General features: G+C 63.9%; 26 protein-coding genes. 4 read left to right on the top strand and 22 right to left on the bottom strand.

Annotated elements, in window-relative coordinates; translation table 11 throughout:
- Positions 1–93 precede the first annotated feature (93 nt).
- The 12 genes from hpf to CATRI_RS02955 all read right to left on the bottom strand — a co-directional run bounded on the left by hpf (position 94) and on the right by CATRI_RS02955 (position 11,114).
- Positions 94–762 carry a ribosome hibernation-promoting factor, HPF/YfiA family gene (hpf, locus tag CATRI_RS03010; protein WP_290219594.1) on the bottom strand — a complete coding sequence of 223 codons (669 nt, stop codon included), beginning with the start codon at positions 760–762 and terminating at the stop codon, positions 94–96.
- Between the two features lie 84 nt (positions 763–846).
- On the bottom strand, positions 847–1,449 hold the full coding sequence (locus CATRI_RS03005) for a ComF family protein (protein WP_290219593.1): 603 nt from the start codon (positions 1,447–1,449) through the stop codon (positions 847–849).
- Positions 1,450–1,454: 5 nt separating this feature from the next.
- Positions 1,455–3,167 carry an MtrAB system accessory lipoprotein LpqB gene (lpqB, locus tag CATRI_RS03000; RefSeq protein ID WP_290219592.1) on the bottom strand — a complete coding sequence of 571 codons (1,713 nt, stop codon included), beginning with the start codon at positions 3,165–3,167 and terminating at the stop codon, positions 1,455–1,457.
- Entirely contained in the window at positions 3,164–4,672 is a 1,509-nt protein-coding gene (mtrB, locus tag CATRI_RS02995) for an MtrAB system histidine kinase MtrB (protein WP_290219591.1), read from the bottom strand. The genes lpqB and mtrB overlap by 4 nt, the downstream gene beginning before the upstream one ends.
- Positions 4,673–4,729: 57 nt before the next feature.
- On the bottom strand, positions 4,730–5,410 hold the full coding sequence (gene mtrA / locus CATRI_RS02990) for an MtrAB system response regulator MtrA (RefSeq protein WP_290219590.1): 681 nt from the start codon (positions 5,408–5,410) through the stop codon (positions 4,730–4,732).
- Positions 5,411–6,019, bottom strand: coding sequence for a dTMP kinase (locus CATRI_RS02985; protein WP_290219589.1), 609 nt, complete (start codon positions 6,017–6,019; stop codon positions 5,411–5,413).
- A 3-nt stretch (positions 6,020–6,022) separates the two neighbouring features.
- Positions 6,023–6,376 (bottom strand): DUF4259 domain-containing protein, encoded by a 354-nt coding sequence (locus tag CATRI_RS02980; RefSeq protein WP_290219587.1) that lies wholly within the window; start codon positions 6,374–6,376, stop codon positions 6,023–6,025.
- Positions 6,377–6,515: 139 nt separating this feature from the next.
- Positions 6,516–6,950 (bottom strand): hypothetical protein, encoded by a 435-nt coding sequence (locus CATRI_RS02975; protein WP_290219584.1) that lies wholly within the window; start codon positions 6,948–6,950, stop codon positions 6,516–6,518.
- A gap of 153 nt (positions 6,951–7,103) precedes the next feature.
- Positions 7,104–8,261 carry a mannose-6-phosphate isomerase, class I gene (gene manA, locus CATRI_RS02970; RefSeq protein WP_290219580.1) on the bottom strand — a complete coding sequence of 386 codons (1,158 nt, stop codon included), beginning with the start codon at positions 8,259–8,261 and terminating at the stop codon, positions 7,104–7,106.
- A gap of 1 nt (position 8,262) precedes the next feature.
- Complete coding sequence (locus CATRI_RS02965; protein ID WP_290219578.1) at positions 8,263–9,255, bottom strand: hypothetical protein; 993 nt, start codon at positions 9,253–9,255, stop codon at positions 8,263–8,265.
- Between the two features lie 39 nt (positions 9,256–9,294).
- Positions 9,295–10,662: a phosphomannomutase/phosphoglucomutase gene (locus tag CATRI_RS02960; protein ID WP_290219576.1), complete on the bottom strand. Its 1,368-nt coding sequence runs from the start codon at positions 10,660–10,662 to the stop codon at positions 9,295–9,297.
- Positions 10,663–10,673: 11 nt separating this feature from the next.
- Positions 10,674–11,114 carry a DUF3499 domain-containing protein gene (locus CATRI_RS02955; RefSeq protein WP_290219574.1) on the bottom strand — a complete coding sequence of 147 codons (441 nt, stop codon included), beginning with the start codon at positions 11,112–11,114 and terminating at the stop codon, positions 10,674–10,676.
- Between the two features lie 90 nt (positions 11,115–11,204).
- Here CATRI_RS02955 and CATRI_RS02950 point away from each other — a divergent pair, with 90 nt between their 5' ends.
- Positions 11,205–11,660, top strand: coding sequence for a metallopeptidase family protein (locus CATRI_RS02950; RefSeq protein WP_290219573.1), 456 nt, complete (start codon positions 11,205–11,207; stop codon positions 11,658–11,660).
- Here the strand turns inward: CATRI_RS02950 and CATRI_RS02945 are convergent, their stop codons facing one another.
- From CATRI_RS02945 to CATRI_RS02935, 3 genes are all read right to left on the bottom strand, one after another.
- Positions 11,661–11,984 carry a WhiB family transcriptional regulator gene (locus tag CATRI_RS02945; RefSeq protein ID WP_290219571.1) on the bottom strand — a complete coding sequence of 108 codons (324 nt, stop codon included), beginning with the start codon at positions 11,982–11,984 and terminating at the stop codon, positions 11,661–11,663.
- A 239-nt stretch (positions 11,985–12,223) separates the two neighbouring features.
- Complete coding sequence (manB, locus tag CATRI_RS02940; protein ID WP_290219569.1) at positions 12,224–13,312, bottom strand: mannose-1-phosphate guanylyltransferase; 1,089 nt, start codon at positions 13,310–13,312, stop codon at positions 12,224–12,226.
- Between the two features lie 4 nt (positions 13,313–13,316).
- Positions 13,317–14,207, bottom strand: a complete 891-nt coding sequence (locus CATRI_RS02935) for a glycosyltransferase family 2 protein (protein WP_290219566.1) — start codon at positions 14,205–14,207, stop codon at positions 13,317–13,319.
- 71 nt (positions 14,208–14,278) lie between these two features.
- Here CATRI_RS02935 and CATRI_RS02930 point away from each other — a divergent pair, with 71 nt between their 5' ends.
- Positions 14,279–15,859 carry an LCP family protein gene (locus CATRI_RS02930; protein ID WP_290219564.1) on the top strand — a complete coding sequence of 527 codons (1,581 nt, stop codon included), beginning with the start codon at positions 14,279–14,281 and terminating at the stop codon, positions 15,857–15,859.
- Positions 15,860–15,865: 6 nt separating this feature from the next.
- On the opposite strand, the gene CATRI_RS02925 is transcribed toward CATRI_RS02930, so the two are convergent.
- Genes CATRI_RS02925 through CATRI_RS02895 form a run of 7 tightly spaced genes read right to left on the bottom strand, consistent with a single transcriptional unit; the run spans position 15,866 to position 21,540 of the window.
- The gene (locus CATRI_RS02925) at positions 15,866–16,723 is read right to left on the bottom strand and encodes a prenyltransferase (protein ID WP_290219562.1); all 858 of its coding nucleotides are present in this window, start codon (positions 16,721–16,723) and stop codon (positions 15,866–15,868) included.
- On the bottom strand, positions 16,720–17,010 hold the full coding sequence (locus CATRI_RS02920) for a lycopene cyclase domain-containing protein (RefSeq protein ID WP_290219560.1): 291 nt from the start codon (positions 17,008–17,010) through the stop codon (positions 16,720–16,722). The genes CATRI_RS02925 and CATRI_RS02920 overlap by 4 nt, the downstream gene beginning before the upstream one ends.
- On the bottom strand, positions 17,007–17,345 hold the full coding sequence (locus CATRI_RS02915; protein ID WP_290219559.1) for a lycopene cyclase domain-containing protein: 339 nt from the start codon (positions 17,343–17,345) through the stop codon (positions 17,007–17,009). Before CATRI_RS02915 ends, CATRI_RS02920 begins: the two co-directional genes overlap by 4 nt.
- Positions 17,342–18,922: a phytoene desaturase family protein gene (gene crtI, locus CATRI_RS02910; protein ID WP_290219557.1), complete on the bottom strand. Its 1,581-nt coding sequence runs from the start codon at positions 18,920–18,922 to the stop codon at positions 17,342–17,344. The genes CATRI_RS02915 and crtI overlap by 4 nt, the downstream gene beginning before the upstream one ends.
- Complete coding sequence (locus CATRI_RS02905; RefSeq protein WP_290219555.1) at positions 18,919–19,821, bottom strand: phytoene/squalene synthase family protein; 903 nt, start codon at positions 19,819–19,821, stop codon at positions 18,919–18,921. The genes crtI and CATRI_RS02905 overlap by 4 nt, the downstream gene beginning before the upstream one ends.
- Entirely contained in the window at positions 19,814–20,779 is a 966-nt protein-coding gene (locus CATRI_RS02900) for a polyprenyl synthetase family protein (protein ID WP_290219553.1), read from the bottom strand. Before CATRI_RS02900 ends, CATRI_RS02905 begins: the two co-directional genes overlap by 8 nt.
- Complete coding sequence (locus CATRI_RS02895; protein ID WP_290219551.1) at positions 20,779–21,540, bottom strand: glycosyltransferase family 2 protein; 762 nt, start codon at positions 21,538–21,540, stop codon at positions 20,779–20,781. Before CATRI_RS02895 ends, CATRI_RS02900 begins: the two co-directional genes overlap by 1 nt.
- An 86-nt stretch (positions 21,541–21,626) precedes the next feature.
- Between CATRI_RS02895 and CATRI_RS02890 the strand changes: the two genes are divergently transcribed.
- Both CATRI_RS02890 and CATRI_RS02885 read left to right on the top strand, forming a co-directional pair.
- Positions 21,627–22,280, top strand: a complete 654-nt coding sequence (locus CATRI_RS02890; RefSeq protein WP_290219549.1) for a TIGR03089 family protein — start codon at positions 21,627–21,629, stop codon at positions 22,278–22,280.
- Positions 22,281–22,290: 10 nt separating this feature from the next.
- The gene (locus CATRI_RS02885; RefSeq protein WP_290219546.1) at positions 22,291–23,295 is read left to right on the top strand and encodes an ABC transporter ATP-binding protein; all 1,005 of its coding nucleotides are present in this window, start codon (positions 22,291–22,293) and stop codon (positions 23,293–23,295) included.
- Positions 23,296–23,302 lie beyond the last annotated feature (7 nt).

Genomic DNA, 23,302 nt, shown 5'->3' with positions numbered 1-23,302 from the left:
AATAGTCGGTGCCATTGTACTCACCATGAAAAAGCACCGCCCTTTTCGCCTGTGCGAAAAGGGCGGTGCTGCTATGAAGCTGCCAGCTAACTACTAGGCTTCCTCGCCAACCAGGGAGATGAGACCGTAGTCGAAAGCGTGGCGGCGGTACACCACGGAAGGACGCTGGGTCTCCTCGTTGATGAAGAGGTAGAAGTCGTGTCCAACGAGCTCCATCTCGGAGAGTGCGTCGTCGACAGACATCGGGGTGGCGGTGTGCTCCTTGGAGCGAACAACCTGGCCCGGCACGACATCTTCAACGGAATCCGCATAAGGATCCACGTCGTACTTGCCTTGATCTGCCCGGACCTTCTCGGCCTCAGCGGCCAGCTCGGCGGCGACGACGCCAGCGGACTGGGGCGCGCGGTGGCCGGAACGAGAAATGGAACGACGGGCTTTGACCTTGCGCAGCGAGCGCTCCATCCGCGCCAGAGCGGTCTCGAGTGCGGCGTAGAAGCTGTCCTCCTTGGCCTCTGCACGAGCAATATGCCCCTTGCCGGTGGCAGTGATCTGAATCCGGTCGGACTCAGACTCACGGCGCGGATTCGGCTCATGCTGCAGCTCCACGTGGAAGAAGGTCAGCGTGGGGTCGAGGCGCTCGATCTTGGCGAGCTTTCCATTGACTCGCTCTGCGAAATGCTCGGGGACCTCAACATTGCGGCCGGTGATGGTGACCTGTGCTTCGGGGCTCAGGATGTCGGTGTGATCAGCAGGTGATGTCATCTGCTTCCTCCCTACAGTTGGTGGGACAACTCGTACACTCATCGTACATCTGGTCTCGAAGCAGCGGCCATCGCCCCCGGGGTTTTATGCGTGCGACAACACGAGTGCGCCCGCCACCTGGCAACCTGCCGCCAGAAGGGTTTCAGCGCTCGCCGCGAGGGTAGAACCCGTGGTCACGACGTCGTCGACAAGCAGAACGGGGCCGACGGGGACCTGTCGGAGAACCAGTGAACCTGCCAAATTCCTGCGACGTTGCTGAGCATCAAGGCCCACTTGGTCCTGCACCCCCGCGCTATGGGATAAAGCCACAACAACGGGCATCCCTGATGCCCGACATACCCCCGTGACGTGGTCCCCGCCGCGTAGGCGGGCGGACCGCGGGCGGGTGGGTGCGGGGACGAGGACGGGGGCGTCGATAAGCTCTCCACGGACCTGTAGATGTGTGAGCGCGGCAGCGAGCACCGGGCCGAGGAGGTCGCGCACGGCGCGATTGTTGCGTTCCTTCATGGCCAACACGACCCCGCGGTGGGGACCGGCATAGGGCCCCAGCGACCAGACAGGCACGTGGGGGTTAACGGGCGGGACGATGCGCCGGGGAACCTGTCGCAGCCGCGTCCGACATTCCGGGCATAAGTGCTCGCCGGGGGCCTGGCAGCCTGCGCACGACCGGGGCAGGAACAGTTCCATGGCTGCTAGTTGGCAATCACCGGGGCCGAACGCACGCCCTGCAGGCCGGCGACCTCGCGCCAGAAAGCGCTATCACTGCCGGATGTGGGCATCTGCCGCACCGCGAGGGCATCGGTGAGGTAGATCGTCGTCGACGATGCCGCCACCGCCACGACGGGCGCAGTGATGTTGCCAGAGGGCAGGGAAGTCGCCGCAGATCCATCCTGTTCGACCCGCCAGATCGGAGTCTCAGGAGTCGAGGTACCGACGATGAGCGAGCCGTCGGGCTGCCAGTCCAGGGATAGCGCCGTGGCACCCAGCTGGGGCGCCAGTTCGTGGACGTTGACCACGCGCCGCTGGCCGGGCCCCGGGCGACTGACCACTCCGGCATAGACACGGCCGTCGACGATCATCGCGACGCGGGCGCCAATGCGAGACAAACGCAGGACGGAAATATCTCCGCCCATGGCGTCCAAAGCACTGATATCCACCTCCGAGCGGGACACCCCACCCACGACCCCGGAAATGACGATGCGCTCGACCGTGCGGCCATCAATGACTGCCCACAGCGCGGAAGGATCAAGCTCGAAGGTTGGGCGGGAGATGGTGTCGGCCTTGAGCACCGGATCAAGGTTTCCATCTAGGTCGCCGACGTAGAGCTCCGATTCGTTGCCGATGGTACGCACAGCTGCCGCCGCCCCCTCGGTGATGATGTCCACCGAGGTAATGCCACCCAAGTTGCCCAGATCTCCTTCCACGGGCGTGACGGTCGTGGCGGAGACCCGGTGTACGACGCCGTCGGTGAGAGCGAACAAGGGCGTGTTGGCCACGTTGGTGACCTGGGGATTGAACTTGGCAAAGTCATCAGTAGTGAGCTCGCCGTAGCCCGGAACGATCGGTGCACCATCCACCTGAACTGCATAAGGTTCGGGGACGTTCGCACTGGCCAGTGTCCATACCAACTGGGCGGCGAAGCGGAGACGGGCATCAGCATCCATGCCGGTAAAGCCTGTGAACTGGTAAATGCCGTCGTTGGTTCCCGCGAAGGTAGCCTCTGCGGGCAAGTCATTATTCACCGCCGGGGCCAGCAGGCGCGAGGGCCCCTCCATGATGAGGGAAATCAGCACCGCGTCGAGGGACTCGTGGCCGCTGTAGATCCATCGGCGATCCATCACGAGGGCCTGGTTGGTGGGCTCGAAGAAGTAGACTTGCTGCGGCTGGAATTGATTGCGCATCTCGGTACGCTCGAGGACAATGCCAGCGGGTAGGGAGCTAATCCTCCATTCACCGGCGGAATTGCGGGCCATCTCGATGGTCGCCTCATACACGCCGTTTTCCGGCTCATAGGAACCTCCAGTGGCGATCCGGCCGATGACCGCGCCGCGCACGCTAAATGAACGCCGCTCCGACGTGGACCCCGGCTGAGTATTGAGGTCGATGCGGTCAACCACCAGCAGTGATTCCTGGGGATTCCATTGCTCGGCGGTCTCGGGCATGAGATAGGAGCGGGCGGCGAAATAGTCCTGAGTGGGCTGCGCGGAGGAGGTATAAAAATCGCGGAGCAAAAGGTCGGGCTCGCGTCCTGGTTCCGGACCCCGGTTGGTGGCGGATTCAGTTGGCACCTCGAAAGAGCGAAGTGCTTGAGGTTCAGTGTTGGAGGGCAAAGTCGTGCAGCCGGCCACGAGGACCGCACAAGAAACGGCGGCCAGCAGAGTACGGGACGTGCGGAAAGACATCATGCGACCGGTGCCTCCAATTCCAAGGGGCTTTCGGCGTAGGGCACGCCTGGCTCGCGGGGCAGGCTGACGCGGAACTGCGATCCCACGCCGTAGTTGCCCACGGCGTCGAGTTGACCGCCGTGCAGGGCGACATCCTCCCGTGCGATGGCGAGGCCGAGTCCAGTGCCGCCGGAGTGTCGGCGCCTCGAAGCATCGGCCCGCCAGAAGCGATTGAACACCAGCTCCTCCTGCCCTGGCTTCAAGCCGACACCGTGGTCCGAGACGGTGATGGCGATGGCTTCGTCATTGGCTGCCAGTTTCACGTCGATGGGATTGCCTTCGGAGTGGTCGATGGCATTGGCGAAAAGGTTGCGCAGAACGCGCTCGATGCGGCGGGAATCGGCGGTGATGTAGATCGGCTCCTCGGGAATGTCGAAGTTGACCACGATATCGAGCTTGTTGGCCAGGTGCTCGACGGATTCCCAGGCGGCGTTGATGCACGAGCGGGCGTCGATACGCGCCTCGGAGAGGTCTGCCATGCCGGCATCGTAGCGGGAGATTTCCAACAGATCGGCGAGGAGCTCCTCGAAGCGATCGAGCTCGCGGATCATCAGTTCAGAGGCGCGCCGGGTGTGGGGCTCGAGGTTCTCCGGATCGGAGGCGATCATGTCCGCGGCCATGCGCACGGTGGTCAGCGGAGTGCGCAGCTCATGGGAAACGTCGGAGGTGAACTGGCGTTGGAGATTTCCGTATTCCTCAAGCTGGTGGATCTGTTTGGACAGCTTCTCCGCCATGTCGTTGAAGCTGAGCGCCAGGCGGGCCACTTCGTCCTCGCCGTCAACGATCATCCGCTCCCGCAGATGCCCCGCAGCCAAGCGCTGCGCGATTCTTGAGGCCGAACGCACCGGGGCGGTCACCTGCTGGGTGGCTAACCAGGCGATACCGACGAGCAGGACCACGACCACGACGCCCGCGGCGGAAAGCAGACCGCGCATCATCGCCAGGGTCGATTCATCCGACTCCGCGGAGAGTACGAGGTAGACCTGCAGGTTGGGGATATCCGTGTTGGTCGGGGTACCGATGACCAAGGCGTTGTAGCTCGACCCGTCCGCCCGGTCGATGTCGGCGAATTGGTAGGACACCTGCCCCTCGGAGACGAAGCGGCGGAGCTTCTCCGGAATGCGGTAGCCCGAAGGGGAGGTCGTGGTCGTGCCGTTTTGATCCGTGACCACAATGACCGGCTCATATGCCGTCGCGGACTCGCCCGGCTGGGCGCTGCGCTGCGTCAGCGACGCCCGCGCCGAGTTAATTCTCACCTGCAAAGTATTCGACGTGCCAGTGGCATCGATTTGCTGCTCCACCGCGACCCGCGCCCGCTCGATCTCCGAGGTAGCCACCTCGAGTTTGGCATCGACGAGCTGGGAGGTGACCACGGAAACGAGGACACCACCCAGGATTCCCATGACGATCGCCGCGGCGGCGAAGATCATCCCGAGTACGCGAACCTGCAGGGAGGTCCGCCACATCTCGGAGATGCGGTCAAGGAGACGACGGGTAGAGGCGGCAAGCGACGACAGGATTGTCTACTCCCCCAGACCCGTCTTATATCCCACGCCGCGCACGGTGAGCACGATTTGCGGGTTTTCCGGGTCTTTTTCAATCTTCGCGCGCAGGCGCTGCACATGGACGTTGACTAGGCGGGTATCGGAGGCGTGGCGGTAGCCCCACACCGTCTCCAACAGCTCTTCCCGGGTGTGCACCTGGCGCGGCTTGCGGGCCAGCTCCAGCAACAAGTCGAACTCCAGCGGGGTCAGCGAGATCTCCTCGTGCCCGCGCTTGACGGTGTGTTCAGGCACGTCAATGCTCAGGTCACCAACCTCGAGGATCTCCGCGGGCCCGGCCTCCGTGCCACGCAGGCGCGCGCGGATACGGGCGATGAGCTCCTTCGGCTTGAAAGGCTTCGTCATGTAATCATCTGCCCCGGTTTCCAGGCCCAACACCACATCAACGGTGTCGGTCTTAGCCGTAAGCATGATGATGGGCACGGAGGATTCCAGGCGGATAGCCCGGCAGATGTCGACACCGTTCATCCCGGGGAGCATGAGGTCCAGCAGCACAAGATCTGGCTGGTTTTCCTGGAAGGCAGGAACAGCTTCGTTGCCGTCCATGATCGGAATTGGCTCGTAGCCTTCCGTCTCCAGGACGAGGGCCAGCATGTCAGAGATGGAAGGGTCGTCGTCAACAACAAGAATCTTGGCAGCCATTTACGTCCTCAGCTTCGTGTGTATTTCCTGCAGGATAACGCCTGGATCGCTGGTCACCAGCCATCGACCCGCCCATTGTTTCTCCGCCAAACGGTGATAGGCGGCGAAAGTGCGTTCCTGGAGTCCCGCGTCCCGCTCGTAGCGGTCCCTTTCCCGGGTCGAATCGAGGGCCTCGCGGTTGATGGCGCGTTGCGACGCCGTCGTAGGCGGCGTATCCAGCAACACCTGCAGGTCTGGCTGGGGCAGGCCCAGCCTGCCAAATTCCAGCTCGTACACCCAGTCCATGACCTCATCATCGTTGAGGCGGGCTGCGGAGTAGGCCGCGTTAGAGGCGACGTAGCGATCGAGGATGACCACGCGATCATTGTCGAGGTATTTATTCAGCTCTTCTTTCGCGCCATGTCGGTCCAATGCGAAGAGTGTGGCCATCGCGTAAGCCGAATCAGTGAGGTCGCCCATTCGCCCATGGAGCGCGTCATCGGCCAGCTGTGCGGGGAGGGAATCTGCGTAGCGAGGAAAAGCGAGCACGTCAGCCTCAACTTCTTCGCGAATAGCGTGAACGAGCGTGTTCTTCCCGGCACCATCGATGCCCTCTATGGAGACGATCATGTTTTAGGAAAGCGCCTCGGTGAAGGCATCAATGTCATCGTCGCTGTCGACTGTTTCCAGCAGCTCAGCAGCAGATTCGTTGAGCGCCTCATCCCCGGCTCCGATAAGTCGACGGATGAAGGGGTAGGAATCTGCGACATCACCGGCCGAAAACGGTGCACCCGCCCAGATGGCAGCGATGGTGGCGGCTGCGAGGCCGTTGAGGCGCTCAGTGTCGGACACATGCGACTGCTTTAGGGCCAGCAGGCAGGCGTCACGAACCGCCTCGGTGATCTCATCATCATCGAGCTCGTTTAGTTCCTCGAGGAAATCAATATTGTCATCTTCCGCGAAGATTTCGACGTCCCATGTACTCACGGTCAACAGTCCTCTCACTGTGTGTCGTTTCACCCAATATGTTCGATAAGGTGAAACTTCTGCTATGTTGTTACCGAGTTGTTACTAATTTATCTCAAAAGAAGGGAACCGCGCTGGTGAAAGCCGATAACCGTCGCGTCTACCTCTTCATCGCCCTTGGCCTTATTGCTGCGGTCTTCGTCGGTGTAGCTGTGTGGCACACAGGCTCACCTGCCAACCCTTCAAGTTCCGATACTGCCACGGCCACCCCTGAGGTATCCACCGTGGCCGAAGCTTCGAGGACTACCACCACGACCCCGTCGTCCGAAGAAGAGTCTACGGAGAAAAAGCCCCAAAACGTAGCCACGCCCGTTGACGGTGACCCGTTCCTTCCTCCGCACGCCGTCGTGCAGCAAAACCCCCAGCCCATCGTGCCAACAACCGTGTACCGGCCGCCAAACGTCCAGGGGTCTTCCACCACCGAGCCGAGCGTTGCCCCCGAGAGCCCAGCGACTACATCCAGCCCGGCACCAACCTCCCCGTCGCCGACCTCGGAGAACCCTGGCACCTCTGTCCCCTCGGAGAGCACCGACACACCTCAGGTTCCGCAGTTTACGGAACCGGCAACCCCTTCCCCCGAGCCCGCGGAAGCTCCGACAACCTCAGAATCAGAACCAGAGCGCGCGGGCATGCCCCCAACAACTGGGGTGCCGCGCCAGCCACTCCCGTGGCCGTTCAACCTGTGGTTTTAGGCAGTAGCTAGGAAGAGCTGGCCGCCAGCACCGCCCGCGGTCACCGCCGGGTCGGAGGCCGGAATCCACATCGCATCGCCGGGCTTTAGGCTCATGCCGCCCAGTTCCACCGTGCCGGCCGTGCACATGGCGATAGCCGGGCCGTCGTGATCGATGGTCCACGGTGCGGCCTGGCTGACTTCGCGGCAGGTGAGCTGGAACTCGGGCGCCGGGGTCGGATAGACCCCTTCCTCCGGCTCGACCACCAGGTCAGACAGGGAGGAGAACTCCAAGACGCGGACCAGTTCGGGCACGTCGACGTACTTGGAAGTTAAGCCACCGCGCAGAACATTGTCGGAGTTAGCCATGATCTCGACGCCGAGACCGCGGACATAGGCGTGGAGCTGGCCAGCATCAAGGTAGATTCCCTGGCCGGGCTGCAAGCGGACGTGGTTGAGCAGCAGCGCGCCCAGCACACCGATGTCGCCGGGGTAGCGTTCCTGCAGTTCGAGGACGGTGACCAGGACGTCGGAGATCCAGTCGCCGCGCTCCAGATTGGTGCTGGCGGCGGTGACGACGGCGTCGATAAGCTCCTGGCGCGCATGCGCGGGGATGGAGATCCATGTGGTGAACAGCCCGCGCAAGCTGTCGGACTCGTTGAAAGGATCGAGGATCGTGAGGTATCGATCGAGTTCCGGGCAAGACAGCGCGGCGAACAGTTCGCGGGTCTGCTCGAGGGGGCGGAAGCCGGTCATAGCGTCGAACTCGGAGAGCGCCACCACGAGCTCCGGCTTGTGGCTGGGATCCTTGTAATTGCGGTTGCCGGCGTTGAGCGCGATGCCCTGGTCATTCTCCCGCGCAAATCCCTCTCGGGCTTGCTCGGCGGAAGGGTGAGCCTGCAGCGACAACGGCTCCGCGGCGGCGAGCAGCTTGAGCAGGAAGGGCAGGCCGTCCCCAAATTGATCGCGGACGCGGGGCCCTAGGGCGGCGGTGGGATCTTCGGCGATGATCTCGGTCAGGGGGCGACCATCGATGGTGGACGGGCCGGCCGGGTGAGCGCCGAACCAGAGCTCGGCCTCCGGCCGGTCTGAGGGCGCGGGCAAGCCCCGCAGCTCAGGGATGAGGGTTCGAGAACCCCAAGGATAGGCCCGGAGCACACCGGTGAGCTGCTGCATGTTATAAATCCTCCACTGAGTCTTCTGGGAGATCGAAGGCGGTCGCGGCAAATCCGCGCGTGATCAAGGTGAGGGCGCCCGCCAGTATCCCCGCTTGCGGGGTCTCAGTTGAGACGACAAGCGAATGGGGCTGGGTGGACACCACCGGGGGCTGTTGAGCCCAGACAATGGTCTTCAACGGTATCAGGTCGATAGGTCCGTCCAAGAACGGGTCATGGAAAATACTTGCCTCACGGGTCGGCTCCACGGTGATCTCCGCGGCCGGGGCGGCTCCGGAAGGGATGCCCTTGGTGGTCCACAGGGCGGCCATGAGTTCCGCGATGCCGAACTCCGCCCGGGTATGAGCCGTGTGGATGAGCCGGGCACCGTCGGCAAATTCGCGCAATTGGCGGCCGGGGTTGACCAAGCTATCGCGCTCCGGGGACAACTGTTCCAATTCGGCGTCGATCGCACTGGCGGTGTCCTCCAGGCGCTGCTCGATGAGGCTGGGATCCTCCTCCAGCAGGTCGAGAACCGTAGACACGGAGGCGATGGTGCGCGCCGGGGAGGCCCCAACGACGGTCGGCAGGGCTGGCACGAGGATGGTGCGGGCGGGGGCATCAACGATGATGGGGCCTTGAGCGGGCCCCACGAGGATGCTCAGCGCGCCCCGACGATCCGCAGTGATGAGTTCTTGCGAGATCTGCGGGTCTTCGGCGCGGTCCCCCACCACCATCACCACATCGAGCGGCCCGACGTAGGTGGGCAATTCCCCCGTCACCACAATGGGCAGCCGCAGGGGGCTGCGGATTGAGACGGCAAAGCGTGCCGACGCCCGCGCCACCAGGTCAGTCGCGACTACCACCAGGCTGCGGGGGGTGAGGCCACGCAAGGTGGCCAGCTCCGGCAGGACACCGGCGATAGCGCGGATCTGCGCACCCTCGTGTGCCACGTCATAGAACTGCACTGATTCCCGATCGTAGGCAGATCCGTCGTGATAGCTGCTGGACTCCATGCGGCCCAGAATAGTGCCAGATCCTGAAAGCAGGCTGGACTAGGCGCGGATGATGCTCAAGATCTCTTCCACCAAGGTATCTACCTCGCCGCGAGTGGGCGCCTCAACATTTAGCCGGAGGAGGGGTTCGGTATTGGAGGCCCGCACGTTGAACCACGCGGAGGTGCCTTGCAGTTCCACAGTGACGCCGTCGAGCTCATCGATGGATTCGATGCGATCGGCGAAGGCATCGAGGACGGCCTGGGTGCGGGCGGCCTGGTCATCGACGGTGGAGTTGATCTCCCCGGAGGCTTCATAGCGGTTGAACTCAGCCATCATCTCGCTCAGCGGCAGATCCTGGGAACCCAAGGCGGCGAGGACGTGCATAGCGGCGAGGATGCCGGAGTCCGCGTTAAAGAACTCGGTGAAGTAGTAGTGCGCGGAGTGCTCACCGCCGAATACGGCCCCGGTCTCAGCCATGGTGGCCTTGATGAAGGAGTGGCCCACACGGGTGCGTACGGCTGTGCCGCCGTTCTCGGCGATGACCTCCGGGACCGACTTCGAGGTGATGAGGTTGTGGATGATCGTGGCGCCGGGATGTTCCTGCAGGTATCGCTTGGCGACGATCGCGCAAATCGCCGAAGGGCTCACAGGTTCACCCGCTTCGTCCACGACGAAGCAGCGGTCGGCGTCACCGTCAAAAGCCAGGCCGATGTCGGCGCCCTGCTCGACGGTGAACTTCTGCAGATCCACGAGGTTCTTCGGGTCCAATGGGTTCGCCTCGTGGTTGGGGAACGTGCCATCGAGCTCAAAGTACAGGGGCCGGATGTCCAGCGGCAGGCCCGCGAAGACCTCCGGCACGGTGTGTCCGCCCATGCCGTTGGCCGCGTCCACGGCGACGACGAGGGGGCGAATGCCGGAGAGATCCACCAGATTTCGCAGGAAGACACCGTAATCGGCCAGGACGTCTTGTTCGGCGACAGTGCCGGAGGCGCCGTTGTAGGCCGGCACGCCGCTAACAAGCATGTCAATGATCTCCGCCAGGCCGGATTGTTGCCCGACGGGGCGCGCCCCCGAGCGGCACATCTTGATGCCGTTGTACTGTGCCGGGTTGTGGGAGGCGGTGAACATCGCTCCGGCGCACTCCATGGTTCCGGAAGCGAAGTAGAGCTCATCGGTAGAGGTCAGTCCCAGAAGGACAACGTTGATGCCCTGGGAGTTAAGGCCCTCCGCGAATGCTCCGGCCAGTTCCGGGGAGGAAGGTCGCATGTCGTAGCCGATGACTACCTGCGTCTCACCTTCTCCGCGCAGCAAGTGACCAAAGGCCGCGCCGGTTTCGCGGATGAAGTCCGCATCGATGTCGCGGCCGACGACGCCGCGGACGTCGTAGGCCTTGATGACGGAAGTTACTGATTCACGGTTGCGCATAGCAGGAGAGTTTACTCCGCTGCGCCGTCCCCGTCTGTCACGAGGCGTAGGTGTGAGCGGCGGCGCTGTCGCTCTTCCGCGACGCGCTTGGTGCGGTGCACCGGATGCAAGGAGGCTGCCGGGTTGGTCACGTCGCGCTGATTCACGTCGGGGCGAGTGACCTCGTCGTTGTCGACGAGCCCGCTGGTGACGCGGCCGGCCTCCCGCACGGCTTCGGCGAGGGCGGTGAGGTCCTCGTCATCATCGATGTCGATGTGGTCGACGCGGAGCATCTCCCAGCCCAACGGGGCGGTGATCTTCTCGGCATGGTGCTCGCAGAGGTCCCAACTGTGGGGCTCGGCGGCCGGGGCCAATGGCCCGACGACTGCCGTGGACTCGGCGTAGGCATAGGTCATCGTGGCGACGGCTGGCTTGCCACAACCGGGGCGGGAACAGCGGCGAAAATGGCTCACGATGGGTAAGTCTAAACCTCTTCTTGAGATTTCGGTAGCCTTCCGCGCGCCTCGCCCCCAGCACGAGCGAGAAGTTCTACCCTCATCTGCATGCACACCAGGAGTTTCCGCGACAGGCACGGCCGTGGACTCAGGGGCCCCCACGTCCCCATGGCCGCCCCACGCTACCGCTCCCGTGCGAACTCTTTCGACGTCGCCGTCCTGGAGGCCTACGCTCCCCTGCAGCATTCCTACGCGCAACAGCTTGGCCAACTCGACCTGGCCGTGGACACCGTGCCGCGGATGCGCTTGCGCGCGGACATGACGGTGTTACCCAATGAGATTATTGCCGACGGGCCAGTCCCCTTAGGCCGCATCATCCCCGCCGGCATCGACGTGACCGGCCGGCCCACTCGGGCTCGACTGGTGATCTTTCGTATGCCCGTGGAACAAAGGGCCACGAACGCACAAGAGCGGCAAGACCTCTTAACGACAATCTTGACCGCTCTGGTTGCCAACTATCTCAACCTAGATCCCCGAGACATCGACCCGGACTATCAGTGGTGACTAGCTAATCTCCCGCTTGAGGCGACGCCGTTCGCGATCGGAGAGCCCGCCCCAGATACCAAAGCGCTCATCATGCTCGAGCGCGTACTCCAAGCAATCGTCGCGGACCGAGCACGCCTGGCAGATGCGCTTGGCCTCACGAGTGGAGCCACCCTTTTCCGGGAAGAATGCCTCCGGATCGGTCTGCGCGCAGAGCGCTTGGTCTTGCCATTCCTGCTCAACAGCCCCGAAGAGCTCATCGAGCGACAGGGCCGCCGATCCGCTTCCGCTGTTTCCCCCGCTGGCTCCGCCACGGAGAATGGCGTCGTTAGCCATGTCTTCCACGCCCGATCCTTTCTCCGTCCGAATAATGCTTCTTACACTGATGTGATTACACACCGAATCACTAAATGTCGTCAACCTCGATGGGCGGGATTTTACCGTTTATCAGGAAATTTCAAGGTCAACAATCACATCAGCCACAACAGAAACAAACCCCCTAGGTTGGGGGTAAAGTATGGGGGCACTACATCTAGTGGTGGCCCACAATGCCGATAACAACTGCCGGGGCTACCGGCGTGTCATCACGCATCCGAAGAGAAGCGCACTCCATTGTCCGGAATGACCACACCTGGCCAGACCCGCATTCCGCCCTGCAGCTCACAGCGCGCACCGATCTGCGCTCCCTCGCCAATAACGCAGCCGGAAATGCGGGCATTCGCCCCAATCCGGGCGCCGGACGCAATGATCGAATCCTCAATGATGGCGCCGGGTTCGATGGTGACCCCGTCGAACACCACCGTGTCATCCAGGCGGCAGCCGGCACCGATTTCGGTGCCGCGACCGACCGACGTGCCTCCCAGGAGGAGGCAACCGGCGGCGACCCCCGCGGATTCGTCGATAAGCGACTCCCCGGTGCGGCCCTCCAACAGCGGCGAATGCGCAATACCGCGGACCAAGTCGGAGGAACCGCGAACGAAATCATCCGGGCGGCCCATGTCCCGCCAGTAGGCGTAATCGACGTGGCCGTAAACGCGGCGACCGGCCGCCAACAACCCCGGAAAGGTCTCGCGCTCGACGGATACGACCCTGCCAGCGGGGATCGCTTCGATGATTTCGCGGCGGAAGACGTAGCAACCAGCGTTGATCTGATCGGTGGGCGGGTCCTCCGTCTTTTCCAGAAACTCTAGGACTCGACCATCCTCATCGGTGGGTACGCAGCCAAAAGCCCTCGGATCCGGCACCCGGACCAGGTGCAAAGTGACGTCGGCATTCTTCTCCACGTGAGTGTCCAGAATGGCGGTGAGGTCCGTGCCAGCCAGAACGTCACCGTTGAATACCATCACCGTCTCATGACGCAAGCGATCGTAAACGTTGCGGATACCGCCGCCGGTGCCCAGCGCCTCTTCCTCAACGACGTACTCGATCTCCAGGCCCATGTCCGAACCGTCCCCGAAATACTCCTCGAACACCTCCGCCCGGTACGACGTCCCCAACACCACGTGCGTGATGCCCGCCGCCTTGATGCGGGCCAGCAAGTGCTGCAAGAAGGGGTACCCAGCCGTAGACAACATCGGCTTCGGCGTGTTGATCGTCAGTGGCCGCAGCCGCGTACCGCGACCACCGACCAGGATGACGGCATCCGTCTGGGCAGGATTAGCAGAAACTGGCATCGGGTTAGGAGTCCTTTCGTGAACGCGCCTGCCATACGGCAAGCACCCCGCGGGCTTTCAAGCCAATCTTAAGGGCAGCCCGTATCGGAGCTTGCCACCACTGCGGCAGGCGGTCTGCCTGAAAACGATAAGCCGAGTTGTGATGCGCGGGAAGCATCGTATCCGGGTGCTTTCCCGCGGCATGCCCCACCGCGTGAGTGATGCGCGCCTGAGGGCAGAAAACGTTGACATACCCGGCGCGATTGAAACGATCGCCCAAGTCCACGTCTTCCATGTACATGAAGTAGCGCTCGTCAAATCCGCCGACGGCATCGAACGCGTCCCAACGCACGAGCAAGCACGAACCCGACAGCCAACCGGCGACGCGCTCGTGATCCATATCAGCGTCGTCGCGGTAGGAACGCGTCCATGGATTATTTGGCCAGACCTGGGAAAATAGGGCGTGTCCGATTCCGTTGCGCAGCGTCGGCACCGCCCTCGCCGAGGGGTAGGCGCTCCCATCAGACTGGTCAATCCGGGGCCCGACGGCTGCGGCATCCGGCCACCGGCCAGCACATTGGAGAAGGGTATCGATGGAATCAGCGCCGAACACCACGTCCGGGTTGGAGATGACGAAGAAGTCCGGATTGATCTCGCCCGCATCCCGCAGGGGCTGCAGGTGCCGGGCAGCGAGGTTGATGGCTGTGCCATAACCGAGGTTTCCGCCAGTGGGGAAGAACTCAACGTTGTCCTGCGCGGCGGCGGCTGCCTCGGGAGCGCCGTCAGTCGAGCCGTTGTCGGCGAGCACGACGACCGACCCGCTGGCGGCGGCTGCGGGCAGGCTGTCCAGGAAATCCGTGAGGTAGGAACCTGGCGAGTATGTCACCGTCACAACGGCAATAGGCAAGCTAGTCACAATGGCATCAGCTTAGCGACGCCCCGGCCATCACATCGGCAACGCCACTCCGATGGCCTAAACTGCAGGGCGTGAGTGACAAGTACCGCCACGTGCGCGACATCCAGGCCGCCCCCGGCACCGGCCGCTCGACCCGCCAAGTCGGGCCGACGCCGGTCAAAGTGATTCTGGCGCTGCTGTCATCGCTGGTACTCGTCATTTCCTTCCTCGGATACAACACCGTCGGCCGCCTGGGCTCCGAGGTCGCCTCCGCTGGCAACCTCGCGCTTGGCGGCGGTCAGGGTGTCAAAAGTAAGGCAGCCGACGGCGCAACCGATATCCTCCTCGTCGGCAGCGACTCCCGCTCCGATGCCCAGGGCAACCCGCTGTCCGAGGAAGAATTGGCTCGCCTGCGCGCTGGTGTCGATGAGGGCGAAGAAAACACCGACACCATCATGGTGATTCGCGTTCCCAACGATGGTTCTTCCGCCACCGCTGTGTCCATCCCCCGCGATACCTACGTGCGCGACGAGACCTTCGGCAACATGAAGATCAACGGCGTCTTCGGCGTGCACAAAGCCGCCGAGCGTGAAGACCTCGTGGCCAGCGGAATGTCCCCGCAGGCAGCGGATGCGGATGCCACCAACGCCGGCCGCAAGGGCCTCATCAAAGCGGTGAGCAACCTCACCGGCATCGAGGTCGATCACTTCGCCGAGGTCGGCCTGTTCGGCTTCGTGCTGCTTACCGACGCCGTCGGCGGCGTCGAAGTTTGCCTCAACGACGACGTCCAAGACGAATTCTCCGGCGCGGACTTCCACGCCGGCGTGCAAAACCTCGACGGCACGCAGGCGTTGGCCTTCGTCCGCCAGCGCCACGGCCTGCCCCGCGGCGACCTCGACCGCATCGTACGCCAGCAGGCCTTTATGGCCTCCCTGGTGAACAAAGTCCTCGCCGCTGGCACCCTCACCAACCCCTCCAAGTTGGCGAACATGTCTACCGCTGTGGAACGCTCCGTCGTCATCGACGAAGACTGGGACATCCTCTCCTTCGCCACCCAGCTGGCCAACCTCGCTGGCGGCAGCGTCGTCTTTTCCACCATTCCGGTCACCTCCATCGACGGGGTCGGCGACTATGGCGAATCAATCGTCACCGTCGACACCGACCAAGTGCACGCCTACATGGATAGCTTGCTCAACGCCCCGGCAGCTGAGGAAGGCTCCGATGCAGCCGACTCCCCCACCACCGATTCACCTGCCCCGCAGCTCGAGGGCACCGAAATCATGGTGCTCAATGCCGGCGCCACCACTGGCCTGGCTGGCCAAATCGGCGGCTGGCTTAGGGACAACGGCTACCAGGTAGGCGACATCTCCAACGCTCAGGCCGGCATCTATTCCACCAGCCAGATCGTCGCCGCCGACGCCAGTGACCCCCGAGCCCTGGCCCTGTCCGAAGCCCTCGGAGGCCTCCCCATCACCGCCAATGCCGGCATCAACGACAGCACTCTTATCGTCGTCTCCGCCGATGACTACGCCGGCCCGCTTGGCGACGCCGCCGCAGGCTCCTCGGTAGCCTCCCCGTCCGTCTCCGTGGGCACCCCCGGATCTGACTTCGGCGAGGCCGAAGTTGCCCCGGAGATCGACGCCGGCGGCAATGGGCCGCGCTGCGTGAACTAGGAGTTTCTACAGGTACACCCACGCCAGCGACATCGTCACGATCGCCCCCACCAGGTAATTAAGCCAAAGGAACACGCGCCAGGCGCGGTTGACGTCCTCACAGGTGTCGTCGGTGATGTTCCAGAACCGCAACGTGTTGGCTACGTAGCCCAGGCCGGCGATGCCGACGATCCAGCCGGGGGCAGGCAGGAAGAACAGCAGCGCCGCGGCGAGGAGGTAGAACCCCGCCGCTAGGCGCGTGACGGTACGGGCTCCGAGGGCGGTGGCGATGGACGATAGGCCGCCTTCTCGGTCTGCCTTGACGTCTTGGACGGCGCCGAGGGCGTGGCTGGCCATGCCCCACAGGAAGAACGCTCCGGCGGCTAACCAGAAATATCTGCTGGCGTCGCCCCCGCGGATGGTCGCTCCCACGAGAGCTGGTGTAACAAAGTGCGCGGAGGAAGTCATCGAGTCCAGGACTGGGCGTTCCTTGAAGCGCATCGGCGGGGCCGAGTATGCGACGACGGCTGCCATGGCGATGGCCAGCCACAGCGCAGAGGTCCAGGTGCCCGCCCACACCATGGCTGCCAAGAAGGGCACGGTGGTGAGCACGGAAGCCCACAGGAGGGGCTGGTGCATGGACTTCGGCAGGACGGCGCCTTCGACTCCGCCTTTGCGCGGGTTACGGATATCGGATTCGTAGTCGAAGACATCGTTGATGCCATACATCGCGATGTTGTACGGGATGAGGAAGAAGAAGGTCCCGACCCAGAACAGCCAGTCCAGTCCCCCACCGAGCAGGAGATAAGCCACGGCGAAGGGGAAGGCGGTGTTCACCCAGCTGATCGGCCGGGATGCGGCGAGGATGTTCTTCAGGGTGTTCATGAGTCCTCGTTTGCGGGGCGTCCGCGGTGCGGCCACACGGCGGGGACGATCAGTGCGACGACCAGGGCGTAGAACAAGTCCTCCACGGGCACGAGTCCAATGTGCAGGCCGAGTCGTTGAGCATCGCCGTAGCCGACGAGCTCGGCCCAGATCATGAGGTTGTCGAAGATGATGGTCAGCGCGATGAGCACGGTGGCCACGATGGCTGTGACGAGGAACTGTCGGCGCCACAGCGCGAACGCAAAGCCCACGATGAGGAAGGGAATGCTGATGAGGAGGTAGGTCACGGCTGAACCCTCCGGGAGGTCGAGCGGGTGTGCAGGACGAGGCGAACCCCGGAGGTCAGATTGAGGGTGAGGTAGGTGAGGAAGAAGAGGAAGATCGGCTCCTCCAGTGGCATCTCGGGGGCGAGTTCGACGCCGAGCATGTAGTCGGAGGCGCCACGGAAGAAGGAGCCGGAGATGATGCCGAGGGCATCCCACACGAGGAAGAGCGCGACCATGGCCACACAAATGATCGTGGCGCGGCGGGCGTCAGCGAAGAAGGTGAGCTTCCACCGCCAATCGCACAGGATCATGCAGCCGATCGTGAGCAGGAGGATGACCAGATAAGCGAAGCTCATGCCCTCTCCTCGGCCAGGGCTCCGGGGCTAGAGTCACCGCGCAGGCGCTTGAGCACATTCTCTGCGGAGATCAGGCACATGGGCACCCCCACTCCGGGCACGGTCGTGGCACCGGCGTAGTACAGGCCGGCCACCTTGCCGGAGACGTTGCTCCCCCGAAAGAAGGCAGACTGCTTCAAGGTGTGGGCGGGACCGATGGAACCGGCCCGCCAGGCGTGGTAACGCTCGGCGAAGTCCGCGGGCCCCACGGTCCGGCGGACGACGATCCGCTCCTGGAGATCGGGAATGTTGGCCCACTCGGCGAGTTGAGCGATGGCGGCGTCGGCAATGGCATCCACTGCCACCGACCCGGGGCCGTAGAGATCACCGTGGCCGCCGGACTCTGCGGCGGGCACGGGAACAAGAATGAACAGGTTCTCGTGCTCGGGCGGAGCCACACCGGGGTCGGTGGCCGAAGGCATGGACACGTAGATCGACTGCGATGCCCCCTCCGGTCGTTGCGGCTGGGGTCCGTCGAAGACGGCGGCGAAGTCGATGGACCAGTCATCGCTGAACAGCAAGTTGTGGTGGAGTAACTGCGGCAGCTTTCCTTCCACCCCCAGCATGACCAGGACGGTCCCAATGCCTGGGTCTCGCCCGGCGAAGTACTTTTCCGGGTAGGTGCGCAGCTGCGCAGGGAGGAGCTCGGTTTCGGTGTGGTGGAGGTCCGCGCCGGACACGACGACGTCGGCGACAATCTGTCGGATGCCGCCGTCGGCGTCTCGCACCCGCACGCCAGTGGCGCGCTTTCCCTCGGTGGTGATGGCCGTGACGTCCGTACCCAACACAACGTCCACTCCTTGCTCGACCGCGACCCGGTGGAGGGCCTCGACCACCGCAGTGAAGCCGCCGATGGGATACTTCACGCCCTGGACGAGGTCGGTGTGGCTCATCAGGTGGTAGAGCGCGGGTGTCGATTCCGGGCGCGAAGAAAGGAATACGGCCGGGTAGGTGAGGATCTGGCGCAGGCGGACGTCGCGGAAGCGTTTGTTGACGAAGCTCTGTAGCGACGTGCTCAGCAGCTTCGCCAGTTGGGCCATGCGAACGCGGACGTCGCGGTGCACGAGCGGGGAAACCGAAGAAAACGTGGTGTAGAGGAAGCGATCGAGGGCGATGTCATAGGCATCGGCCGCGCTGGCGAGGTAGCTATCCAGGGCGGCCCCGGCACCGGGCTCGATGCTATCGAAGAGAGAAATCACTTCCTCCCGGCCCTGGGGAACATCAACGGGTTCGTGGGCTTCGGGGAAGACGCGATACGCCGGGGCGAGATCGACGAGGTCGAGCTGTTCCTCGGCGGTCGTGCCAAACAGGCGGAAGAAGTGGTCAAAAGCTTCCGGCATGAGGTACCAGGAAGGACCGGTGTCCCAGCGGAAGCCGGGGTGATCATCCAAGGTGAGATCTCCGGCGCGTCCACCAACGGTGTCGAGGCGTTCGACCACCGTCACGGACGTCCCCTCCCGCGCAAGCAGAGCTGCGGTGGCCAGGCCGGCCACTCCTGCCCCGATGATGACGGCGGTGTGGGGGTGCGAGGGAGTCATGAACGACCTGCTTTCATTCGGATGGCCGCGGCCAGGGAGGCCACGATGATGCGGGCTTTGACGTGCGAGGGAACGCTTACTCGACGCCGAGCGAGTTCTTCGGCGGGGAGGGCATCGATGCGGTTGGTCAGTTCGGCGAAGAGATTGGCGGCGGCGAGGACTCCGGCCCGCGCGGACATTGGGAGGTAGCCGATTGCCGCGTGGGCTTGGTCGAGGTCGTTGCGGATGTCGGCGACGAGTTCGTCCTTGCGCGCCTCAGTCAGGGCGGTGCGCTCCAGGCCGGGGAAGTAGGCACGGCCTAAGACCTCGGAGTCTTCGGCGAGGTCGCGGAGGAAGTTGACCTTTTGGAAGGCCGCCCCCAAGGCGCGCGCGCCGTTGTCCAACTGTTCCCGCTCCGCAGCCTCGACCGGGTTATCCACGAGGAAGGCCGCCAGGCACAGCAGGCCGATGACTTCGGCGGAGCCGTAAACGTAGGCGTCAAAGCTGCCCGAATCGTAGGTGGATTGGGTGAGGTCGCGCCGCATGGAGGCGAAGAAGGCCTCGATGTGTGCCGGGTCGAAGGAGCAGCGGCGGGCGGATTGCGCGTAGGCGTGGAGGACGGGGTCGACGTGGAAGCGGCTGCGGGGGGCGTCGAGGACGGCGCGTTCGTAGTCGTCGAGCATCTGGACGCATTCGGTGTGGCTGAGCCCGGCGGCTTCTGCGGTGCCGTCGACGATTTCGTCGGCGATGCGGACCATAGCGTAGAGGTTGCGAATGTCCTCCCGGATGCGTCCGCTCAGCAGCCTCGTGGCCAGGGAAAAACTGGTGGAATAGGAAGTGATGACCTGGTGGGCGGCCGCGGTGGACATCCGGTCATAGCGGCGGAGGAAGCCGCGAAGCTCAGAAGCGTGATCAGGCATAGGTGCGCAGCATCCTTTCCACATCGTCGGCGACGGCCTGCAGTCCCGTACGGATGGAGTCACTGAGCGCTGCCTCAGCGATGTGCGTGCGCGCCAAGCGAAGGTGCGCCTGTCCCTCCTCGACGACTTCACGGACGATACCGCCCAGGGCGAGAGGATCCGACTCCACGCTGTTGCCGTTCATCCGCATGGTCATGAGCGTAGCGCGGCCGTGGAGCACATCGCCGCCAGCAAGTTTCCCGGTGGCCTCGCTGTTGCCCACGGAGCCGGCGATATCGTCCGCGGCTTGGAAGGCGCGGCCCAGTTCCCGGGCGATGGGCCCCATCGAGGCGGGATCCCGTTCGGCGGCCAGCGCCCCGAGCTTCAGCGGTGCGCCGAAGGTGTAGTCGGAGGTCTTGAGGTCATTGCTCAGCCGCACGAGCTCCGGGTCGGGGGCTTGGCCCACGGTGTGCGCGACGTCAAGCACCTCGCCGAGGATCGTCTGCTGGACTGCATCCGTGAGGATGCGCATTGCTTGACGCACGAGGGCGTCGTCAAGCGGGGAATCCACGAGAATCTGAAGCGCGCCGTTGAGGGCGATATCGCCCGCGGCAATGCCTATCGACGTCCCCAGGTGCGCGTCGCCATATTCCTCCCGCACTGCGGCGTGCACGGTCGGATGACCGCGGCGGGTGTCGTCGCGATCGATGATGTCATCGTGGATGAGGAAGGCGCCGTGGAGCAGGTCGACGCAGGCCCCGAAGGTGGTGGCGATGATCTCCCGCTCCGCGGGTAGCTCGCCCGCGGAGATATGCACGAGGGCGGCGCGCAGGTGTTTGCCGCCCAAGGCGAAGGTGGACACGCCGTCAATGGCGTAATCGATGAGCTGGGCGTCGACCGGCACCCGGCCGCGGGTGGTGGTGAGGTACTCGTTGATCAACGCCAAGGAATCGTTGACGCGCCTAGTGAGGTTGTCCATCACTCCCCCAACAATCCGCGCTGAGCTAGGCGCCGGTGCGGTGGGTGTTTCCTCCACGCCCGCAGGATCGTGTGCATGCCGCGGCTAAACCGTCGAGCAATCTGGCGCGCACCGAACAAGGCTCGCGGGTCCATGTCGAGGGTGAGGTCGGGTTGGAACCACACAGTTTCGTGCGGGCGTACTTCGAAGGAAATCTGCATGTCCTCGTGTGAGTAGGTGTCTGCGGAATCGACCAAGTCCCGGATCTCGCGCCACCAGGTGGCCTTGATGGAATAGTTCGTGCCAAAGAGGGGGTTGTGTCCTAGTGCGGATCCGACGCTGGCGCGATAGGCACCGAGGTAGAGCGAGCTGGCTAGCACGCCGAGGACGCCTGGCAGCTCGAATCGGCCCACCCCGGTGACCCCCACGACGTCGCGGCCCGGGGCGGCATCAGCGGCGTCCCACGCCGCGTGGAGCCGGGCGAGGTAGTCGCGAGGGGCGACGACATCGGCGTCGATACGCACGAGGATGTCGCCGCTGGCGGCATCGAACCCGGCTCGGGTGGCCCAGGTGATTCCGCGGCGGAATTCCGGGATCACCCGTGCCCCGGCAGCGCGGGCCACGGCAGCCGAATCATCGGTGGAACCGTTATCGACGACGATGATTTCTTCGGCCGGGACGCTCTGCTCGGCGAGGGAATCAAGGCACCGCGGGAGCAGTTCAGCATCGTTGAGGCAGGGTATGACGATGCTGATGGAACGTGGGGCGACAGGAACAAACACTTTAGCCTCTCCTTATTGGTGCCTGGCACAATAAACCTACGCTAGTTTTCGCAGTTCGATCCAGCTTTTGCCTACGATGGGCGGACATGGACCTTCTAGAACACCTGCTTGCGATGGATCCAGCCGCCCCCCGCCTCACCGTTTACAACGATTCGACCGGGATGCGCCTCGACTTTTCTGCCCAAACGCTAGATAACTGGGCCTCGAAGATCGCCAACATGCTGCTCGAGGAGCTCGATCTCGACGAAGACTCCTCGGTCCTCATTGACCTTCCCGTCGGCTGGCAGGCCGCGACGATTGCCCTCGGCTGCCTGGCTGCGGGAGTGCCCCACCACTTTGGCACCGAATCCTTAGGCGGTGTGGATGCCGTGTTCACCTCCCTCGCGCGCTTCTACGCCTACTCAGGGCCAGACATCGTGCTCGTCAGCGATGATCCCTTCGGCCGCGGAATCGTCGAGTCGGGCGGGGAGCTTCCAGACGATGCCATCGATTTTGGCCCCACGGTGCGTTTCTATGGTGACCAGTTCTTCGGCCCTGCCCCATCGTTGCGCGATGTCGTGCCCACCTCGGCCGAGCCCGCCCGTGTGCTCTCCACAGGCTGGCACGACGATGCTTCCTTCGCCGAATCCGTCCTCGTTCCCCTCTCCGCGGGAGGGTCTGCGGTGGTGGTCAGCGGCATGAGCGACACCAATCGTCTGGACGAGATCGCAACGGCGGAAAAGGTCACCCAACGCGTGTAGCGTATCGCCTATGGCAACGGTCACGTTTGATTCGGTCTCCATCCGTTACCCGGGCGCCGAGCGCCCCACGGTCCAGGATCTTGATTTAGAGATCGCCGACGGCGAGTTCCTCGTCCTGGTCGGCCCCTCCGGTTGCGGCAAGTCCACCACCCTCCGGGCGCTGGCAGGTCTCGAGGAGGTCGACTCGGGCCATCTGCTTATCGACGGCCGCGATGTCACCGGCGTCGAGCCCGGCGATCGCGACATCGCCATGGTGTTTCAAAACTATGCCCTTTACCCACACTTAAGCGTGGCCAAGAACATGGGCTTCGCCCTCAAGTTGGCTAAATTGTCCTCCGCCGAGATCACCGAGCGGGTGGAGCGCGCCGCCGACATGCTCGGGCTCACCGAGTACCTCGACCGAAAGCCTAAGGACCTGTCCGGTGGCCAGCGGCAGCGCGTGGCCATGGGCCGGGCCATCGTGCGCGACCCGAAGGTCTTCCTCATGGATGAGCCTCTGTCCAACTTGGACGCCAAGCTCCGGGTGCAAACCCGCGCTGAGCTCGCCGCCCTCCAGCGCCGCCTGGGCACCACGACGGTCTACGTTACGCACGACCAGGTCGAGGCCATGACGATGGGCGATCGCGTCGCCGTCCTCAAAGACGGCATCCTCCAGCAGGTCGCCCCGCCGAGGGAGCTTTACGACGCCCCCGTCAACGAATTCGTCGCCGGCTTCATCGGCTCCCCCGCCATGAACCTTTTCCCCCATGAGGGCGTGACCCTCGGCGTCCGCCCGGAATCCATGATGGTGCTCGAGGATCGGGAGCCACCCGCCGGTTGGGTGGAGAAGCAGGCCACCGTCGACCTCGTGGAGGAACTCGGTTCCGAGTCTTACGTGTACGCCACCAGTGACGGGGTCCGCCTCGTCGCTCGTCTCAATGAGGTGGCCTCCCCGGAGCGCGGAGCACTGGTTCGTTTCGGTTTCTCCCCCGCTGACTCGCATCGCTTCCATCCCTCGACGGGTCAGCGCCTGTAGCTCACCC

Origin of the sequence: Corynebacterium atrinae (genome assembly GCF_030408455.1) — a bacterium.
GTDB classification, from domain to species: domain Bacteria; phylum Actinomycetota; class Actinomycetes; order Mycobacteriales; family Mycobacteriaceae; genus Corynebacterium; species Corynebacterium atrinae.
This window is presented reverse-complemented; position numbering and strand designations above follow the sequence as displayed.

Coding starts and splice junctions, on each gene's coding strand:
- CATRI_RS02965 (WP_290219578.1), bottom strand. CDS start 9,255: ATGGAGTCCAGCAGCTATCACGACGGATCTGCCTACGATCGGGAATCA.
- CATRI_RS02905 (WP_290219555.1), bottom strand. CDS start 19,821: ATGCCTGATCACGCTTCTGAGCTTCGCGGCTTCCTCCGCCGCTATGAC.
- crtI (WP_290219557.1), bottom strand. CDS start 18,922: ATGACTCCCTCGCACCCCCACACCGCCGTCATCATCGGGGCAGGAGTG.
- mtrA (WP_290219590.1), bottom strand. CDS start 5,410: ATGGCTGCCAAGATTCTTGTTGTTGACGACGACCCTTCCATCTCTGAC.
- manB (WP_290219569.1), bottom strand. CDS start 13,312: ATGCCAGTTTCTGCTAATCCTGCCCAGACGGATGCCGTCATCCTGGTC.
- CATRI_RS02985 (WP_290219589.1), bottom strand. CDS start 6,019: ATGATCGTCTCCATAGAGGGCATCGATGGTGCCGGGAAGAACACGCTC.
- hpf (WP_290219594.1), bottom strand. CDS start 762: ATGACATCACCTGCTGATCACACCGACATCCTGAGCCCCGAAGCACAG.
- CATRI_RS02915 (WP_290219559.1), bottom strand. CDS start 17,345: ATGAGCTTCGCTTATCTGGTCATCCTCCTGCTCACGATCGGCTGCATG.
- CATRI_RS02925 (WP_290219562.1), bottom strand. CDS start 16,723: ATGAACACCCTGAAGAACATCCTCGCCGCATCCCGGCCGATCAGCTGG.
- CATRI_RS02885 (WP_290219546.1), top strand. CDS start 22,291: ATGGCAACGGTCACGTTTGATTCGGTCTCCATCCGTTACCCGGGCGCC.
- CATRI_RS02960 (WP_290219576.1), bottom strand. CDS start 10,662: ATGCGCAACCGTGAATCAGTAACTTCCGTCATCAAGGCCTACGACGTC.
- mtrB (WP_290219591.1), bottom strand. CDS start 4,672: ATGTGGCGGACCTCCCTGCAGGTTCGCGTACTCGGGATGATCTTCGCC.
- CATRI_RS02900 (WP_290219553.1), bottom strand. CDS start 20,779: ATGGACAACCTCACTAGGCGCGTCAACGATTCCTTGGCGTTGATCAAC.
- lpqB (WP_290219592.1), bottom strand. CDS start 3,167: ATGATGTCTTTCCGCACGTCCCGTACTCTGCTGGCCGCCGTTTCTTGT.
- CATRI_RS03005 (WP_290219593.1), bottom strand. CDS start 1,449: ATGGAACTGTTCCTGCCCCGGTCGTGCGCAGGCTGCCAGGCCCCCGGC.
- CATRI_RS02890 (WP_290219549.1), top strand. CDS start 21,627: ATGGACCTTCTAGAACACCTGCTTGCGATGGATCCAGCCGCCCCCCGC.
- manA (WP_290219580.1), bottom strand. CDS start 8,261: ATGCAGCAGCTCACCGGTGTGCTCCGGGCCTATCCTTGGGGTTCTCGA.
- CATRI_RS02950 (WP_290219573.1), top strand. CDS start 11,205: ATGCACACCAGGAGTTTCCGCGACAGGCACGGCCGTGGACTCAGGGGC.